The 17509-nt window shown below is 55.1% G+C and carries 12 protein-coding genes; 3 read left to right on the top strand and 9 right to left on the bottom strand.

Annotated elements, in window-relative coordinates; all coding sequences use genetic code 11:
- Positions 1-14: 14 nt before the first annotated feature.
- Positions 15-5966 (bottom strand): alpha-2-macroglobulin family protein, encoded by a 5952-nt coding sequence (locus GN242_RS05205; protein ID WP_156287000.1) that lies wholly within the window; start codon positions 5964-5966, stop codon positions 15-17.
- A 192-nt stretch (positions 5967-6158) separates the two neighbouring features.
- Between GN242_RS05205 and sseA the strand changes: the two genes are divergently transcribed.
- Positions 6159-7013, top strand: a complete 855-nt coding sequence (gene sseA / locus GN242_RS05200; RefSeq protein WP_154753792.1) for a 3-mercaptopyruvate sulfurtransferase — start codon at positions 6159-6161, stop codon at positions 7011-7013.
- Between the two features lie 42 nt (positions 7014-7055).
- Here sseA and sseB read toward each other — a convergent pair whose 3' ends face one another.
- From sseB to trmJ, 5 genes are all read right to left on the bottom strand, one after another.
- A complete protein-coding gene (gene sseB, locus GN242_RS05195) occupies positions 7056-7835 on the bottom strand; it encodes an enhanced serine sensitivity protein SseB (RefSeq protein ID WP_154753791.1) in 780 nt (259 codons plus the stop codon).
- Between the two features lie 91 nt (positions 7836-7926).
- The gene (pepB, locus tag GN242_RS05190; RefSeq protein ID WP_154753790.1) at positions 7927-9216 is read right to left on the bottom strand and encodes an aminopeptidase PepB; all 1290 of its coding nucleotides are present in this window, start codon (positions 9214-9216) and stop codon (positions 7927-7929) included.
- A 183-nt stretch (positions 9217-9399) separates the two neighbouring features.
- Positions 9400-10599, bottom strand: coding sequence for an IscS subfamily cysteine desulfurase (locus tag GN242_RS05185; RefSeq protein WP_154753789.1), 1200 nt, complete (start codon positions 10597-10599; stop codon positions 9400-9402).
- A gap of 141 nt (positions 10600-10740) precedes the next feature.
- The gene (gene iscR, locus GN242_RS05180; RefSeq protein ID WP_154753788.1) at positions 10741-11238 is read right to left on the bottom strand and encodes a Fe-S cluster assembly transcriptional regulator IscR; all 498 of its coding nucleotides are present in this window, start codon (positions 11236-11238) and stop codon (positions 10741-10743) included.
- Between the two features lie 165 nt (positions 11239-11403).
- Positions 11404-12129, bottom strand: a complete 726-nt coding sequence (gene trmJ, locus GN242_RS05175) for a tRNA (cytosine(32)/uridine(32)-2'-O)-methyltransferase TrmJ (RefSeq protein WP_154753787.1) — start codon at positions 12127-12129, stop codon at positions 11404-11406.
- Between the two features lie 257 nt (positions 12130-12386).
- On the opposite strand from trmJ, the gene suhB reads away from it, so the two are divergent.
- Entirely contained in the window at positions 12387-13190 is an 804-nt protein-coding gene (gene suhB, locus GN242_RS05170; protein WP_154753786.1) for an inositol-1-monophosphatase, read from the top strand.
- 84 nt (positions 13191-13274) lie between these two features.
- On the opposite strand, the gene GN242_RS05165 is transcribed toward suhB, so the two are convergent.
- Together GN242_RS05165 and GN242_RS05160 are read right to left on the bottom strand one after the other, a co-directional pair.
- Positions 13275-14276: a nickel/cobalt transporter gene (locus GN242_RS05165; RefSeq protein ID WP_154753785.1), complete on the bottom strand. Its 1002-nt coding sequence runs from the start codon at positions 14274-14276 to the stop codon at positions 13275-13277.
- A complete protein-coding gene (locus GN242_RS05160; protein WP_154753784.1) occupies positions 14267-14914 on the bottom strand; it encodes a DUF1007 family protein in 648 nt (215 codons plus the stop codon). Before GN242_RS05160 ends, GN242_RS05165 begins: the two co-directional genes overlap by 10 nt.
- Before the next feature lie 136 nt (positions 14915-15050).
- Here GN242_RS05160 and csiE point away from each other — a divergent pair, with 136 nt between their 5' ends.
- Positions 15051-16319: a stationary phase inducible protein CsiE gene (csiE, locus tag GN242_RS05155; RefSeq protein WP_154753783.1), complete on the top strand. Its 1269-nt coding sequence runs from the start codon at positions 15051-15053 to the stop codon at positions 16317-16319.
- On the opposite strand, the gene GN242_RS05150 is transcribed toward csiE, so the two are convergent.
- Positions 16320-17456: a 3-phenylpropionate MFS transporter gene (locus GN242_RS05150; RefSeq protein WP_154753782.1), complete on the bottom strand. Its 1137-nt coding sequence runs from the start codon at positions 17454-17456 to the stop codon at positions 16320-16322.
- Between the last annotated feature and the right edge of the window lie 53 nt (positions 17457-17509).

Raw genomic sequence — 17509 nt, 5'->3', positions numbered from 1 at the left:
GTTCCTGCGGTGAATTACTCAGCAGGAACCACCGTGAGTTTCCCGGCGCTGGCTGACATCGCCTGGATTTCACGGTCATACATTGCTTCACCATAGGCCGGAGGAATAACGAAACTGCCGGTATTGGTTGCTTTAATCTGATAAACAAACTCCTGCAATTCCGTACTGGCGCTGCCGTAGATGATCACTCTGTCTTCACGGATATCGCTAAAGTCCGGTGCCCAGGTTGACCCGCTGGCAGCCAGCGGCGACTGCCAGCCTGCTGCTGACGCATCCTGCTGCTCATCGTCTGTTTCTGGCGGCGGAGGCGTCTGCTGCACCACCTCAAAACCGCCTGGTAGCAGATCTACGATCGCCAGATTACTCAGCGCTGCCTTTGAGTTAGCACGGATTTTCAGATGAACGTTGATTGTCTGACCCAGTGTGACTTTGTCGATCTCTTTACCTGCGGCATCAGTGTAGTCGCGGCTGATCTCCAGCCCACGGCTGATTGCCTTATCTGGTGCGGCCAGATCGTAACCTGCCTGTGTCACCACGTACCACGCTGGCGATTTTCCGGCGTTATGGAACTGTACCGCTGCGGTATCCGCACTGAAACTACCCTGAGCAAATCGCCCCTGTAGCGCAGATATCAGCTGCGGAACTTTATTCTCACGCCCCAGCTGGCTGATGGTCAGCGCCTGTGGATCGTTTTGCTGCGCCACCTGCTCCGAGTAACTTTCCAGCGCCAGAATACTCATGGCCGCAGAGAAGGTGGTGTAACGCTCTTCACGCAGCGACATCACCATATTTTCCAGCAGCTGCGGCGGAATAGCTGAGACTTTTTCCGGGAAGTGACGAGTAATCAGATAGAGCCGGGTCGCATCCTGTACCAGCGGATCGTAATAGTTCTGCGTCCACCAGCTCTTATCGTATGCCTTGTTGAGCGCCTGCCAGCCTGGTTGCATCAACCGCTCTGCTTCATCATCCGCCTTGAGTAAGCGCCACGATGAGGCCAGATAAAGCGTACTGAGGTCAGTCTGCCAGCTGTCAGGGTAGCGTTTTTTCAGCGTCTCCTGCACCGAGGCCAGCGCATTGGTGGTGATCTCCCCCTGGCGCGTCAGCAGATAGACAGCCCAGGCACGCAGGCGCAGGCGGTAGAGATCATCATAGCCGCTGGCCGCCAGCGTACGCAGCGCAACGTTAGCATCGTCCAGCATTCCGGCGGGCAGCGGATAACCGGCAGCTTTCGCCTCCAGCAGATACTGCACTACATACGGCGTGACAAACGGATCGGCCTGCGGAGAGGCCATCCACAGCCCGATGGCCCCATCACCATTCTGGCGCGAACGCAGTACATCAAGGATACCTTTCAGCTGCTGACGTACTTTATCGGCATCAAGACCGCTACGCAGTTCCGGATGCTCGCTTTGCAGCAGCAGCGGAATTGACTGGCTGACAATCTGTTCCGAACAGTAATACGGGTAGTTAGCCAGGTAGCTTGCCAGCCCGCTGGTCAATACCAGCGGCGAGTTAGAGACCGCAGCCTGGCGCTGTGCATAGGCACCAAACATCTGGCGCAGGTTATCCACCTGTTGCTGCTTACCGCTCATGCGCCCCATTACGGTCTGTATCCGGAACGGCATCGCCGGGCGTACCGAAGTACTGATTGTCCGGCGGCTGGTTTTATCACTGTAGTGCGCGCTGAAGACCAGCGGCGCATCGCCCAGTTCAGCTTTTGCACGCAGACGGAAGCTGACCACGCCCTCATGTTTAGCCGCTAACTCAAGCGACTGTTCAGCCGGGCCAACCACGTCCAGCTGCGGCGGTGGTGTTACCTTGATCGCCACCGGAAGTTTGCCTTCGCCCTGCCCTTCGAGGTTATTGCTGACGCCCACGCTGACGTCAAATTCATCCCCCGGAGCCACCATCGATGGCACATTTGGCGTCAGAATAAAGTTGTCACGCACGGTGGTTTCCGTTTGTGCTTTACCGATTTTCTCCGGCGTTACCGAGATCGCCATCACGCGAATTTTACCGTTGAAGTAGTCCGGCACCGGATAAGTGAACTGCGCCTGGCCATTAACTTCGGTAATCCCCGACCAGTAAGCCACCGGTTTGTCACGTTTACGTTTAAACGGGTTGAGATGCAGATCCAGCCCTTCGCCTCCGTCACCGCCTGGTGCAGAGGTCAGTGACATCAGCTTGCTGAACTCAGGCAGGATCAGGTCGAGGATCTGTGAGCTTTCCACGTTCAGTTCACGCTTACGGAAGAAGTAGTCCAGCGGATCGGTCAGGCGATAGCGCGCGACCTGGAGGATCCCTTCATCCACGGCAAATAGCGCCACCTGCTGCGGACCATCGGTCGTGACATTGATGGTCAGATCTTCGCCCGGTTTAATAACCTCAGGCACGTCAAGCTTCAGCGTATTTTTCCGCGCATCGTTACTGATCTTAAACGGCATCACCCCATAGCTTAGGGGGCTCATAAAGATCTCATCGGAGTTAATATCCCGCACGAACTGCACGTTGATATAGGCATTGCCTTCAAGACCAGCCGGAATGCGGATCTTCTGCACTGAGTTGGTGGTGGTGGTGTGGAACCACTGCCAGCTGTATACGCGATCTTTTTCGATAGTAATCAGACCGCTACCGGTATATGGCGCGTTGATGGCTACTTCGATTTCACTGCCTGGCTGATACTTGTCGCTGTTGAGCTTGAGCTTCAGTTCCGCATTGCGATCGAGTGAACGGGTGAGGTTAGCTTCACCGGTCACGCTATAGGAGATGCGATTAAGCACTTCACCTTTGGCATTTTCCACCACCAGCACATAGTCGCCGGGTTTATCAGTGGCCAGCGCCAGCGTATGGCCAGCGGCTGGCAGATCGAGCGCGGCATCAGACACCGGGATCTCTTTCAATTTCGACTGATATTTATAGACACCGGACTCCTGGCGCGTCAGCACTGACAGGTATTTCTGCTCCAGCAGGTGCAGTTTCAGGCCGTTAAGCGCAATAGTATCCAGCGATGGGTCAATGGCGATAATATTGATATTGCGCTGTGCATTCTGATGAATGTAGCCCAGCTCACCATCGGCTTTTACACCAATAAGATAGTCATACGGCGAGACGAGAGTACGGGCAGTAGCGGCCACTGAGCGTCCGCCACCAGCGACAAAGGCTTCTGACAGTAATTGCAGCTGGTAGGTTGACTCGCCAAAACCGCTCAGATCCAGTTTAATCGCCGCGGCACCTTTATCATCAGTGGTGCTGTCTTCAAGCTCAGTTTCGTAACCGTCGCTGGCCGAGCGCGCTTCATAGAAGGCGTAGTCAGCATAGCGATCGAATGCCGGATAAACCGGTCGCAGCGTCATTTTAGACGCTACGCGCCGCCCCTGCGCTGGGGTGCCAAACAGATTCTGCACGTCAATATTCGCCCGCAACGCATCAGGTTTAACCCAGCCCTGCTGGCGGTCTGGCGTCAGCGTAAGTCTGACTTTGAGCTGATCCGGCTCGAACTCTTTGACGTTAACTGCGGTGCTGCCAAGCAACCGGGTGGAGTCATCATCTTTCCCTGGCAGGTAGAGGTAGATATTCCATTCGCCGGTTGGAGAGCTCTCTTCCGTAGTGAAACTCAATTCGTTAAAACCGCTGGCGCTGAGGGTCAGCGGTACGGTACGCATCAGTTTATCGCGCGGGTCGCGTATTTCGGCACGTACCGGAATCCCTCCCACCGGCACTGACCAGTCGGCAGCACGGGTGATCAGGCCGATATGGAAGGTGTCACCCGGGCGATAGACGCCGCGATCGGAGAACAGGTAGCTTCCGAGGGTACGGGTGTCGTCCGGCGTGGTTTCGCCGTAGACGTCAAAGCGCGAGAAATCGAGGCCGCGATCGTTATCACGCCCGGTCGGCAGGAATGAAACGTCACCCTCTTTTTCAACCAGGAACATCACCGGCTCGCGTTCGTTGGTATATACCTCCAGCGACGGGAAGCTAACGTGACCGTCGCTGGCGGTCTGACGGGTCAGCAGTTTCTCACCGTTCTTCGCCACCACAGATACCTGCGCACCCGCTACGGGCTGGCCGCTGGCGATCGACTGCACAAACAGGTCACGGGTTTTATCCTGCGAACGTTTAGCAATAATTCCCAGATCGGTGACCACCACGAAGCGTGAATCACCAATGACCTCCTGCTGCCCTTCCTCTTCCTGATATTCCTCTTCCGCTGGCGCAGTCTCTTTCTGCTTCGGCGACCATTCAGAGAGCGTCAACAGGAATACGCCACGATGGGAATCAGGGCGCGTTGAGAGATAGCGTGACAGGTCGATGCCCTGATAGCTGACTTCGCCCGGTTTTTCATTATTTACCGCGGTCTGATAGCGGAAGCGCTCGGTAAAGTACTCATCATTCAGACGATTAAAATCGGCGGAGGCGAACTGCCGGCTTTTAAATGAAACGATATGCTGCAACTGGCCTGGGATCACGCGTTTGATATCCACACGCAGCCCTGGCACGTTACGTGCTGCCACGCTGATGCGTTTATCTCCGTTGACCGACAGCAACGCCCCCTGGGCAGCAAACTGCAACAGTTTCGGATAGTCCGGTACCTGAACCACGCGCCACTGTTTCTCCGGCATTTTATAACCGCCAGCAGAAGTCATTGTGCGATCAATTGACACCAGCAAATAACGTTGCGCCGGGGCATCAAAGCGGAAGCTGAACTGCGGTTGCCAGTTCTCTTCGGCATCGTTGAGGCTTAAGGGCACTGACGGTGAACTGGCGATCACGCTCTGGTCAATATTATCCTGATCCCAGACGGTAAACTCGTCTTCGGACTGCTCGCTGGCCGGACGCCTTGGATCCTGCGCTGGCAGTAGCCAGGCTTTTACTGCGCTGCCAACATCCCGGTCGCGTACTGCATCGCTGAAACCAACGATCAATGCCCGCTCTCCCTGGCTGCCTGGTTTATCCACCACTTCGGCGCTGATATCGCTCAGGCTCAGGCTATAGAGATTTGGTACTTTTACCCAGCTGTCACTTTTACGCGTTACCTGATTGCCGGGACGGGAGGATTTAACGCCGCTGTTAACCTGTAAATGCACCGCGCCGCCCTGATCCATCGGTTTGATAGCGGTGGAACGCACCCAGGCATTAAGTTTTTTCTCATCCCAGGTCACGCTGAATTTCAGCGGCTGTTCTGGCTGCCCCTGTGCCGTGCTCAGGCCCAGCGTCAGCTGTTTTTCCACGCTCTGCACATCGGCCGGGGCGTTAAACGTGATATTGAAAATAGCGCTTTGCTGGCTACGATCCTGCGGATCCTGATAATACTCACTGCTACCGATCTGGTAGTCGAAAGCAGGTACATTGAAGGTGTAACGGGTCTGTTCAAGGCGAATCTGCGGAGCCAGCAGCACATCAGGCTCAAGAGTGGCTTCATAGTTTGCGCCCATTGGCAGCGGTTGCTGCGGGGTAAAGAGCAGCGTCCAGGCATTTTGCCACTGCCACTCACCGGCAAGCGCAGGCTTGAGGCTGATACCAGACGTGACAGGTTTGCCCACCAGAGTCACCGGGGCAACGGACTGGTTGAATCTCAGGGTCAGCTGCTGCACGGCAGGTTTTGCTACGCTGTAGTCAACCGCAGCAGGGTTCACTACCTGCGCCTTACTCTGCTGGATCGCCAACGGGGCGACATCAATTGGTTTCGGGCGGTTCTGCCACCAGTGCCAGCCATAAACACCGGCAACTCCTGCTGCCGCCAGCAGCAGGACGCTCAGGGCAATAATCCGGGGATGGCGATCGACTCCCTGCTCAAGCCGGGCAAAGCCCGTTTTCAGCGGCGCAACCCAGCGTGGGGCGCGCCAGCGAACCTCACCCAGCAGCGGACGCAGCAGCAGTCCCAGCACAAAGAACATACGAGACAGCAGCCAGCACAGCGCTTTAATCACTGTAAAAGGTAAACGCAGGAGAAACTTGAGCACATCCATCAGAAGGAACCTTCCCTGTTACAAACCTGGTCAAAGAGTAATAGTTTATCAGTGTAATATCTATTATCTGTAATCTTTTTGCCGGAACTCAGAGGCGGCTCTGAATAGTGTGATACAGGCTCACAGCCTGACCTTGTGCTGGCTAACAAAATCGCTGACACTCAGCTAAACGTTACTGACTACGAGGCCGCGATGACGAATCCCTCTCTTTTTGTTTCTGCTGAATGGCTGGCAGAGCATCTGAATGATGACAATATCCAGGTTCTGGACGCACGAATGCTACCGCCGGGCCAGGAAAAAACCCGCGATGTGCAGGCCGAATATCTGGCCGGACATCTGCCAAATGCCCCCTTTTTTGATATTGAGGCGCTGTCGGATCACACCAGCGCCTACCCACATATGTTGCCACGTGCGGAGACTTTCGCAGTGGCGATGCGTGAACTGGGCGTCAACGATGATAAGCATCTGATTGTCTACGACGAGGGTAATTTGTTCTCAGCACCGCGTGCCTGGTGGATGCTGCGTCACTTTGGCGTAAAACAGGTCTCTATTCTGGCGGGTGGACTTGCGGGCTGGAAACAGGCCCAGCTGCCGCTGGCAAGCGGGCCGGTGAATCTTGCCGAAGGTGAGTTTGCAGTGGATCACGGTGAAGGCGAAGTGAAACGCGTAACCGATGTGTTGCTTATCAGCCATGAAGGAGGCGCACAAATTATTGATGCCCGCGCCGCCAACCGCTTTCACGGGGAAGTGGATGAACCGCGCCCGGGTCTGCGCCGTGGGCGTATTCCGGGCAGCCTGAACGTGCCCTGGAATACGCTGGTCACTGAAGGGCGTTTAAAACCAGCGGCTGAGTTGCAGGCCATTTTCCATCAGCAGGGAGTCGATCTGGCGCAGCCGATTATTGCCAGCTGTGGTTCCGGGGTAACTGCGGTAGTCGTGATTCTGGCCCTGACCAGCCTGGGAGTGAAAAACGTCGCGTTGTACGATGGATCCTGGGGCGAATGGGGTGCGCGTAACGACCTGCCAATCGTGAATGACGCGGAATAAATGCCCGCTACTGATGAGAAACGGGCCTGATGGCCCGTTTTTTTAATCGATATTTTTAACTTTGAAGTCTCTGAGGAAGCTGCCCCAGCGGCGCTCATAGAATGGCGTGATATGGGCAATAAAGAAGTGGCTGATGCCTTTCTCCCCATCCCTCACTTGACAGATATCTATTGGGTCATCCTCTAACAGCGTATCCGTTGCCACACTGCCTGCCGCCTGAATAACCGCCTCCAGATCGCCATCGCCTTCAATACCAATCAGCAGATTAGCAGGCTGATCCGCATGCTCTTTGATCAGCGCTACGTAGGCACGACGCACAGTTTTGTACTTGGCAAACAGCTGGGTAAGCGAGTCAATCATCTGGGTCGGTGGCTCGGCAATTTCTGACAGCAGCAGCGAAGTACCACCATCCAGCACCGTCTGCTGACTGAGAGCGCTACTGCCCTCGCCTAACAAATGAGCAATTTCACGCGGGGAAAACTCTTTACCGTTGGGTAATTTCGGGTTAAGAAAAAGTGCCTCACCCAGAGTAATTTCAAACAGCGTCCGTACCGGCATTACCAGATAAGCCTGTTCACCGCTGACCGCCTGCTCCAGCGCTTCTGCTGAGGTAAAGAACGGAATAATGCTGGTTCCGTCCTCTTTTTCCCAGTGCTGTAAATCAACCGGGGTACTGGCATCCGGCACAACATCGGGCCGGGAGCTTTCCCCGGGCACCACCACGCTGGCATCCATCAGCAGGGTAAAAAATTCCGGGCGGTGCGCCGGTTCCGTCGCCGCCAGTTTCAGCACTTCTTCCAGGCGCGGGTTCAGATCGTTCATCTCAATGTTCCAGTATAGGCATCAGACAGACCGCAATGGTCAGGTAATCACGAACGGCTGGAGCGACTTTTATGTCGGTCGCCCCAGGTTGTTACGCTTTATTTAATAGCAGATTTGCAACGGTACGCACGCCCAGCCCGGTAGCACCGGCAGCCCACTGATCCACCGCACCTTTGCGGTAGGTCGCAGAACAGTCAATGTGCAACCAGCCCTGCTTGTAGTCACTGACAAAATGCGACAGGAACGCCGCAGCAGTACTGGCACCGGCCGAGTGGGACGGGCTGGCAATGTTATTGAGATCGGCAAAGTTAGACGGCAGATGACTGCGGTGGAACTCAGCCAGAGGCAGACGCCAGAACGGTTCGTTTTCGCCGTCGGCACTCTTCAGCAACGACTGCGCCAGGGCATCGTCAAAGCTGAACAGCGCGTGGTAATCATTCCCCAGAGCCGTTTTCGCCGCGCCGGTCAGGGTTGCCGCATCGATAATCAGTTCAGGATTAAATGCGCTGGCATCGATCAGGCCATCAGCCAGCACCAAACGGCCTTCGGCGTCGGTATTCATGACTTCAACGCTTTTTCCGTTGCGATAGCGAATAATGTCGCCCAGCCGGAAGGCGTTACCACTGACCATATTATCTGCGCAGCAAAGAATCAGTTTTACCCGTTTTTTCAGGCCACGGCTGATCGCCAGCGCCAGCGCACCGGTGAGGGTAGCTGCGCCGCCCATATCAGACTTCATGGAGTCCATAAAACCGCTCTGCTTCAGGCTGTATCCGCCGGTATCAAAGGTGATACCTTTACCGACCAGGCAGGCATAAACCGGAGTTTCATCGCTACCGCCAGGATTATAATCCAGCGTCAGCAGTACCGGGCTGCGCGAGGATCCACGGCCGACCGTATGCAGCCCCATATAGTTTTGTGATTTAAGATCGTCACCTTTGGTAATGCGATAATTGACCGCATCACCAGCCACATCACACAGCAGATCAACCGCACGTGCCGCTAACTGTTCCGGCCCCAGCTCTTCCGCTGGCAGGTTAATGGTATTGCGCACCCAGTCGATAATTTTCAAGCGGTTATTCAGCTCCAGCTGATCGGCATCTTCCAGCGCTGCCCACTGCACTTCACGGGTGCCTTTCGGCCCACGGTAGCCCTGCCAGAATGCCCAGCTGCTCTCCAGATCCCAGCCATCGCCGCTCAGGCTGACGTGGCGAATGCCCTGAGCGTCAATTTTGCGCGCTGCGCGCTGAATGGTAACCAGCGGTTCACTGCCGGTAAGATGAATGGTCAGGCCGCTGTCATTACTGCTCAGGGTCGCTTTATCGCCCCAACGCGGGTCGGCCGCAGCCGTAGACAGGGTAATATTCATAGGGGTGGTCATCGCATGGCTCCTTTTGTTTTTGTCATCTTGCAAACCGGGTTTGCCCGGCCGCTGCGATTTTTTCCGCAGGATGATTGTACAGTCAGACTAACAGAAATGTAGCAGGGATGTTTTTACAGGATGCGACAGGATGCGCAGAACGGGCCAAAGATCTGGCCCGTCTCTTTTCCTGCCGGAGAAGGATCAGCCAGCCTGAACGGTGCCGCTGGTTTTCAACGCTTTCCAGCCGGGTGTCAGCTCGCGCAGACGGGCGATGGATTTCTGCACCAGCTGAATGGTGTAGTCAATTTCTTCTTCCGTGGTGAAACGCCCGAGCGAGAAACGGATCGAGCTGTGCGCCAGTTCATCGTCAAGACCAATGGCCCGCAGCACGTAGGATGGCTCCATGCTGGCAGAGGTACAGGCTGAACCGGTAGAGACCGCCAGATCTTTTAGCGCCAGAATCAGCGACTCACCGTCCACATAGTTAAAGCTGACGTTAAGGATATTTGCCGCGCCCTGTTCAAGCGAGCCGTTGAGGTAAACCTCTTCAATGCTGCCGATCCCCGCCCACAGGCGGCTACGCAGGGCAGCCAGGCGCGCCATTTCGCTAGCCATCTCTTCTTTAGCGATGCGGTAGGCTTCTCCCATTCCGACAATCTGATGCACCGGCAAAGTACCGGAACGCATCCCGCGCTCGTGGCCGCCACCGTGAATCTGAGCGTCCAGACGGATGCGCGGCGAACGGCTTACGTAAAGTGCGCCTATCCCTTTTGGCCCGTAAATTTTATGGGCGGAGAAGGACATCAGGTCAACTTTCAGCACACTCAGGTCGATAGGCAATTTGCCGACGCTCTGGGTAGCATCAACATGGAAGATGATCCCACGCTCGCGGCACATTTCACCGATAGTGGCGATATCCTGCACCACGCCAATCTCATTATTGACGTGCATAATTGATACCAGCACGGTGTCGTCACGCATGGCATCGGCGAGCTGTTGCAGGTCAAGAGTACCGTCATGGCGCGGATTGAGATACGTCACGCTGAAGCCCTCGCGCTCTAACTGCGCACAGGTATCGAGTACTGCTTTATGTTCGGTGGTGCAGGTGATGATGTGACGGCCCTTTTCCTGATGGAAAGTGGCGACACCTTTGATTGCGAGGTTGTTGGCTTCCGTTGCGCCGGAGGTGAAAACAATTTCACGCGGGTCAGCGCCGACCAGTTCCGCAATCTGGTTGCGGGCAACATCCACGGCTTCTTCTGACTGCCAGCCATAGCGGTGAGATCGCGAGGCCGGATTACCGAAGGTTCCGTCGAGAGTAAGATACTGCATCATCTTTGCGGCCACACGGGGGTCGGCAGGTGTGGTAGCGGAATAATCCAGATAAATCGGTAATTTCATAGCTTGTTAAGCTCCGGGAGGTTTTTGATTGCCGCCCTTCTGCGCCCTGAAATCTTTACTGGAAGCAGAAATGAATAAAAGGCCGATGCTGGCCTTTTATTCATTTCCGGAGGCGAAGAGTACACCCCGCCCGCACTGCGATCAGGCGCGCAGATTGACGTTAATTGTTTCCTGCACGCGGCCATTTGGCGCACGACGGATTTCATTGCTGTTCTGGCGGTCTGCAACTTCCAGGATCTCCTGGTTGTTGACCAGTTCTGCCAGTGTAATATTGTTGAGGAAGTCGCTGATGCGCTCACTCAGATCGCGCCACAACACATGAGTCAGGCAGCGTTCGCCACCCTGGCAGCCTTCTTTACCCTGGCATTTGGTGGCATCAACAGATTCGTCAACGGCAGTGATCACTGCACCCACTGCGATGGCATCAGAGCTTTTGCCCAGCAGATAACCACCGCCCGGACCGCGTACACTGGCCACCAGACCATTCTTACGCAGACGAGAGAACAGCTGCTCAAGATAAGAAAGGGAGATGCCCTGACGCTCTGAAATATCAGCTAAAGGCACCGGGCCTTCGTGAGAGTGCAGTGCCACATCAAGCATAGCGGTAACAGCATAACGGCCTTTGGATGTCAGTCTCATGGCGTGTAAAACCTCGGTTATAACCCTGGTGGGTGTTAACAAATTATGGACGCAAGTCTGACATTCCCGAGTAAATTGGTCAAGTATTTAACCTACTAAAACACTCAACTATTTAACCAAGTAAAACACTCAACTATTATGCTGCTATTTTATTCAACAATACTGCTACTCGCCGCGTGGTTTCTCCAGCGAGGAGAGCATACCGCGCAGGATATTCAACTCATCGCGCTCGGGGCGCGCACGAGTAAACAGACGGCGCATCTTGCTCATCACCTGCCCCGGGCTGGCTTCACGGATAAATCCGCTGCGGGTCATCATTTTTTCCATATGCTGGTAGAAGCGCTCGAGATCGTCGACCAGCGGATAAGGTGACTCCTCTGGTGCTTCCTGTTCAGCTTCCAGCGACTGTAACCAGGCCATACGCACTTCATAGGTAATGACCTGCACAGCCATCGCCAGGTTCAGCGAGCTGTAGTCCGGGTTTGCGGCAATCGCCACGTGATAGTGGCATTTCTGCAATTCTTCATTGGTCAGACCGACGCGTTCGCGGCCAAATACCAGCGCCACTGGCGCCTGCCGGCCCTCTTCCACGCTCTTTAAACCGCACTCGCGCGGGTCAAGCATCGGCCACGGCAGGGAGCGCGATCGGGCGCTGGTTCCCACCACCAGGCTACAGCCAGCAATCGCTTCATCGAAAGTATCAACGATTTTCGCATCACCAATCACATCGCTGGCGCCAGCCGCCAGGGCAATGGCCTGCGAGTCCGGCTTGACCAGTGGATTGACCAGATAAAGGTTAGTTAAACCCATGGTTTTCATCGCACGGGCGACAGAGCCCATGTTGCCAGTGTGAGAGGTCTCGACCAGCACAATTCGGATATTTTGCAGCATAAGGATTCTGGGGTCTGGGAGTTAATTTGACGATGCTAACATATTTTCAGGACATTTACCGCGCTGCCCTGCTATACTACGCGCCGTTTTCTATAAGATTTGATATTTACCCAAAATGATTGGTGCTGTAGCAAGAGAGCGAATCCCGTGAGCTTACTAAAGTAAGTGATTCGGGTGAGCGAGCGCGGCTAACGCGGCGACAGCTTCAAGCATGAAGGGTAAACCGTTCTTTAACATCCAGCGAGACGAAACTTACTATGCATCCAATGCTCAACATTGCCGTGCGCGCTGCGCGCAAGGCCGGAAACGTAATTGCCAAGCACTATGAAACCCCGGACTCCGTCGAAGCCAGCCAGAAAGGCAGCAATGACTTTGTCACCAATGTTGACCGTGAAGCGGAACGTCAGATTATTGAAGTGATCCGCAAATCTTACCCACAGCACACCATCATCGCTGAAGAGAGTGGTGAATTGCAGGGCGAAGACCAGGATGTGCAATGGGTTATCGATCCTCTGGATGGCACCACCAACTACATCAAACGCCTGCCTCACTTCTGTGTTTCTATCGCCGTACGTATCAAAGGCCGCACTGAAGTCGCCGTTGTATACGATCCAATGCGCAATGAACTTTTCAGCGCCGTACGCGGCCAGGGCACCCAGCTTAACGGCTACCGTCTGCGCGGCGGCACCGCTCGCGATCTGGATGGCACCATTCTCGCTACCGGCTTCCCGTTCAAACTGAAGCAGCACGCAACCCCGTATATCAATATCGTGGGCAAACTGTTTACCCAGTGCGCTGACTTCCGTCGCACCGGTTCTGCTGCGCTGGATCTGGCCTATGTGGCTGCCGGTCGCGTAGACGGTTACTTCGAAATCGGCCTGAAGCCCTGGGATTTCGCCGCAGGTGAACTGCTGGTGCGTGAAGCAGGCGGTCTGGTAACTGACTTCGTTGGCGCTCATGGCTATATGCACTCAGGTAATATTGTGGCGGGTAACCCACGCGTGGTGAAGGCCATGCTGGCAAATATGCGTGACGAGCTGAGTGAAGCACTGAAGCGTTAATTTGCGACAGGGCGAGGCGTGCCTCGCCCCTTTATAAAAATCCGCAGAAGATTATGCAGCACAGTCCCGATCGCCAGCTAATCTTCAACGCAGTAGCATTGGCCGGATGCCTCCAGACATCGCCGGTTGCGCACTGAACCACAGCAGCACTCCCGCAGCGACCAGCAGCACTCCTCCCGTTAACGCCAGACAATTCAGCAGCACATTATGCCAGGCGGCAGCACCACTATTGCGGGTTAACCGCTGTGCCAGCGAACGCGATAGCTGCACCACCAGCGCCATGCCTGATACGGTCAATGCCGTACCGAGCGCCATCACCAGTGCCGACAGCACACCCCATACGTAGACACCAATCACTTTTGAAAACAGCAGCATCATGATGGCACCCGAGCAGGGGCGTAATCCCATCGACAGCACTACCGCTGCCTTCGTTTTCCATCCGGTCGCCTGTGACAGCATCGCACTGTCAGGGATATGCTGATGCCCGCAGCCGCAGTGTTCACCGTGCTGATGCCCGGCGGGCAGGATACGGGTGATAGTCATTCTGACGGGGGCAGGCCGCAGCGCTATCCACAGTTTTTTCAGCGCTCGCCAGCACAGCCACAGGCCCAGTCCGCTCACCAGCAGATAGCTGCCCTTCTCCAGCCAGTAGCTGCTGAGATGCAGCTGACGGGAAGAGAGTTGTAGAACTCCCAGCATCACTGTTACCAGCGCAATCGCCACTGCGCCCTGCACCACCGCAGCGGCCAGCGTCAGTTGCAGGCTGGTTTTCATTTTTGTGGGATGAGTGGCAAGGAATGTAGCGATAACCACTTTGCCATGTCCTGGCCCAAGCGCATGCAGCACACCGTAAAGCAGGCTAAATCCCATCAGCGCCAGCCCGGCCTGATGAGGGTCGCTGGCTACCTGTTGCAGTAAACCGGTCATCTGCTGATGCAGGCTTTTCTGCCATAAAATGCTCTGTAAAAGAATCTGCGGCCAGCGCTGCCAGACCCATAGCGCCGCCAGCACGAAAGCAGCAAGCAGTAGTCCGGGCGGCCAGATTCTCCCCCGGCGCAAAGGGCGGCTGAGATCGTTTACTGGCATATCAACGTCACGGTCTGAGCAAACTGGCGGCCAAGATCCATCTCTTCCGCTGGCGCATCGGCTTTATCCAGAGACAACGCATAGGCCTGCATGGAAGCATCCGGTTTTGGTGTATACAGTTCGAAATGGCATTGTGCTGCCAGTTCAGCCGGGACAATCAGTGCTTTTTCAGAGTCGTAATACATATCAACAAAGTAGGTTGGATCGAAGGTCGAGAAAGTATATCGCTGACCTTTCAAGGCCTGCGGATGTGCCAGCGGCAGAATAAACTCCAGTACCGCCTGATGCCCCTGCCGTGAAAGATGATACTCCGGCGGCAGGTTTTCAAATTTAACCGGCTGTTTCTGATGCCAGAACTCGGTAAAGTAGTGCTGCCCCAGCACATTTGCCATCACTTCGGCTGCCAGTTTTTTCCACACCACCGAGTCCGCTTTTGCCGTTCCGGCATCGTACAGCAGATCAGCAGAAGTAATTTCATCCATTACCCAGCGCATTTTTAACCCGGTAAGCTCATCGCCCTGATGTACCAGCGAGGTCTGCATATCGATAAAACTGTGCGGATGCGCGCAGACAATTGACGAAGAGAAGGCAATTATCAGGCCGAGAGCCGCGATCCCACATCTGTTATAATGTAACAAATTAATCTTCAACCTCAATATTTGCTGATTATTTTTGTGACCTGTCCTGAAAGCCCTGAATAAAACTGGCCCGGGGGGTCACAGCGCTGGCAGCTCAGGCTATTCTTAACATAATCAATCGCTACTGGGATCACAGATGATGAGTGCACACTCACCAGAAATTTCTGTCCTCTCCAGTCCACAGCGCCGTTGCCACCTGCTTTTAATGCTATGCCTTCCTGAATTCATTGTTACGGTGGATTCAGTTTGCCAGCTTAACAGTGTGGATCCCGCCCTGACCCGGCAAGATATAGCGGAGGTGGCAGAGGAAATCCAGCGTTATCACCGTCTTGCTATTGAGCAGGATAGCCTGGGAATGTTGCGTATTATTGGTACGCACTTAGATCAGCGCCTGTGCCTGCTGCATAGTTTGCGTCGGGCGCTTCGGCTGTCGCCAGACTTTATCCATAACGAATTTTCTGCTGCCATCAGACACCAGCTGCGAATGCTGCCGGTGGATAAAGCTCTGTACGACGAACAAAATCTGACGGCACTGATTCAGCACTGCTCGCTCTATCTGGGCCGTGAATTCAGCAGCCGCGACGGCCATTTTCTACAGGTATGGCTACGCTATTCCCTCGCCTGGCACTGTCGGCCAGAATTTACATTGCAGCAGCAGCAGTGGCTCAGAGGTAAATCTGAGTATGCACTGGCTAAAAATATTGGGCACTGCTGGCGTAAACGTGGTTACCAGGCTACTGACAGTGAGATCGATCTGCTGGCGCTGTTGTTCAGCCAGCTACATATTCCGCTAGTGCAGCATATCGACGGCGATCATGAACGTCAGCTTTTCCACGCTGTTGAACTGTTGATCCAGCGCTTCCAGGCTCTGTCCGGTATGGTCTTCAGCAATGACGCCGGGCTGAGTACCCAGCTTTATACTCACCTGGCCCAGGCGCTGGAGCGGACTCTGTTTTCCATCGGCATCGATCACAGTCTGGTTGAAGATATCGCCCAGCAATATCCGCGCCTGTTACGCACCACCCGTGAGGCCATTGCCGCATTTGAGCAGCAGTACAGTGTGCAATTCAGCGATGAAGAGATGGGGCTGATTGTGATTATTTTTGGTGCGTGGCTGATGCAGGAGAGCGCTCTGCAAGAGAAGCAGGTATTGCTGTTAATCGGGCGTGACAGCGAGCTGGAACGTCTGGTTGAGCGGCAGCTACGCGAACTGACGCTGCTGCCGCTCAATATTAAGTATCAGGATGTCAGCGATTTTCAACGGCATAGCGCGCCTAAAGGCATCGCGCTGGTGATTACGCCCTATGCCACTCCACTGCCGCTCTATTCACCGCCTCTGATTCATGCTGAACTCCCGCTGGGAGAACACCAGCAGCGTAGCATCCGCCTGCTGCTGGAGTCATAGTCAGGTTACCTTCGGCCGCAGGAACAATACTGGAACCACCAGCAGCGCCATTACCCAGAACACACCGCCCTGCAAATGCTGGAACAGCACGCCACACACCATTGTCATCAAAGCAATACCGCCGCCCATCGCCAGCGCCGAATAGACCGATTGCAGGCGAATCACCTCGCCACCATCACGGGCAGCGATAAAGCGCATCGCAGCCAGATGGCAAACGGTAAAACTGCCGCAGTGCAGAATCTGCGCAACGATCAGCCAACCCAGATCGGTGGATGAAGCCATAATGCCCCAGCGTATCAGCGCAGATATGCAGGAGAGCAGCAGCAGGTCACGCGCGCTCCAGCGGCGGAACAGTCGGCTACTGGCGGCAAATACCACGATCTCGGCCACCACCCCCAGCGACCACAAATAGCCGACGATGCTCGATGAGTAACCCGCTTCCTGCCAGTAGATCGCACTAAAACCGTAATAGGCGGCGTGTGCCCCCTGCATTAACGTTACGCACAGCAGGAAACGGCAGACGGCAGTTTCACTCAGCATCTGCTTCCACTGCGCCCATCCGCTGTGCGCGGTCTGTTTTTCCGTTCCCAATGGCATGACCGCCGGACGCAGCATCATACCGGCGATCATCGCTCCACAGCCAATGCAGAGCAGTATCAGGATGGCGTGATAGGAAAAATGCGTGACCATAACGCCAGTAAGAGCAGAGCTGATAACAAAGGCCAGCGATCCCCACAGCCGCACCGGACCGTAAGGCAGCGCAATTTGTCGCTGCCAGGTGGCGGCCAGAGAATCACTCAGCGGCACCAGCGGCGAGAAGAACAGGTTGAAACCGATCATGACCAGAAGCAGCCAGACCCACTGGGTGCCCGCCCAGAAGCCTAAAGCAAACAGCAGCGTCAGCAATGCCAGCAGGCGCAGTACGCTGATTAAACGGGAAGGATTGGTAACGCGTGAGGCAATTATCAGGCTACCGACGAAACGGGCAATCATGCCGCAGCCCAGCAGCAGGCCAATTTTTTCCGGTTGCAGGCCGCTGTCTTTTAGCCAGACGCCCCAGAACGGTAAGTAAACGCCATAGGCGAAAAAGTAGGTGAAGTAGCTCAGTCCAAGCCAGTACGTGGAGCGTATCGTCATTTTCCCTCCGATAATGTGGAGGCTAATGTACACCGCGGCACGGGATAAAAAAA

The organism is Erwinia sorbitola (assembly GCF_009738185.1).
Taxonomy (GTDB): domain Bacteria; phylum Pseudomonadota; class Gammaproteobacteria; order Enterobacterales; family Enterobacteriaceae; genus Erwinia; species Erwinia sorbitola.
This window is presented reverse-complemented; position numbering and strand designations above follow the sequence as displayed.

Excerpts from the sequence above, each read along its gene's own strand:
- sseB (WP_154753791.1), bottom strand. The coding sequence starts at position 7,835 with ATGAACGATCTGAACCCGCGCCTGGAAGAAGTGCTGAAACTGGCGGCG.
- csiE (WP_154753783.1), top strand. The coding sequence starts at position 15,051 with ATGATGAGTGCACACTCACCAGAAATTTCTGTCCTCTCCAGTCCACAG.
- iscR (WP_154753788.1), bottom strand. The coding sequence starts at position 11,238 with ATGAGACTGACATCCAAAGGCCGTTATGCTGTTACCGCTATGCTTGAT.
- trmJ (WP_154753787.1), bottom strand. The coding sequence starts at position 12,129 with ATGCTGCAAAATATCCGAATTGTGCTGGTCGAGACCTCTCACACTGGC.
- GN242_RS05185 (WP_154753789.1), bottom strand. The coding sequence starts at position 10,599 with ATGAAATTACCGATTTATCTGGATTATTCCGCTACCACACCTGCCGAC.
- GN242_RS05150 (WP_154753782.1), bottom strand. The coding sequence starts at position 17,456 with ATGACGATACGCTCCACGTACTGGCTTGGACTGAGCTACTTCACCTAC.
- GN242_RS05165 (WP_154753785.1), bottom strand. The coding sequence starts at position 14,276 with ATGCCAGTAAACGATCTCAGCCGCCCTTTGCGCCGGGGGAGAATCTGG.
- GN242_RS05205 (WP_156287000.1), bottom strand. The coding sequence starts at position 5,966 with ATGGATGTGCTCAAGTTTCTCCTGCGTTTACCTTTTACAGTGATTAAA.
- sseA (WP_154753792.1), top strand. The coding sequence starts at position 6,159 with ATGACGAATCCCTCTCTTTTTGTTTCTGCTGAATGGCTGGCAGAGCAT.
- suhB (WP_154753786.1), top strand. The coding sequence starts at position 12,387 with ATGCATCCAATGCTCAACATTGCCGTGCGCGCTGCGCGCAAGGCCGGA.
- pepB (WP_154753790.1), bottom strand. The coding sequence starts at position 9,216 with ATGACCACCCCTATGAATATTACCCTGTCTACGGCTGCGGCCGACCCG.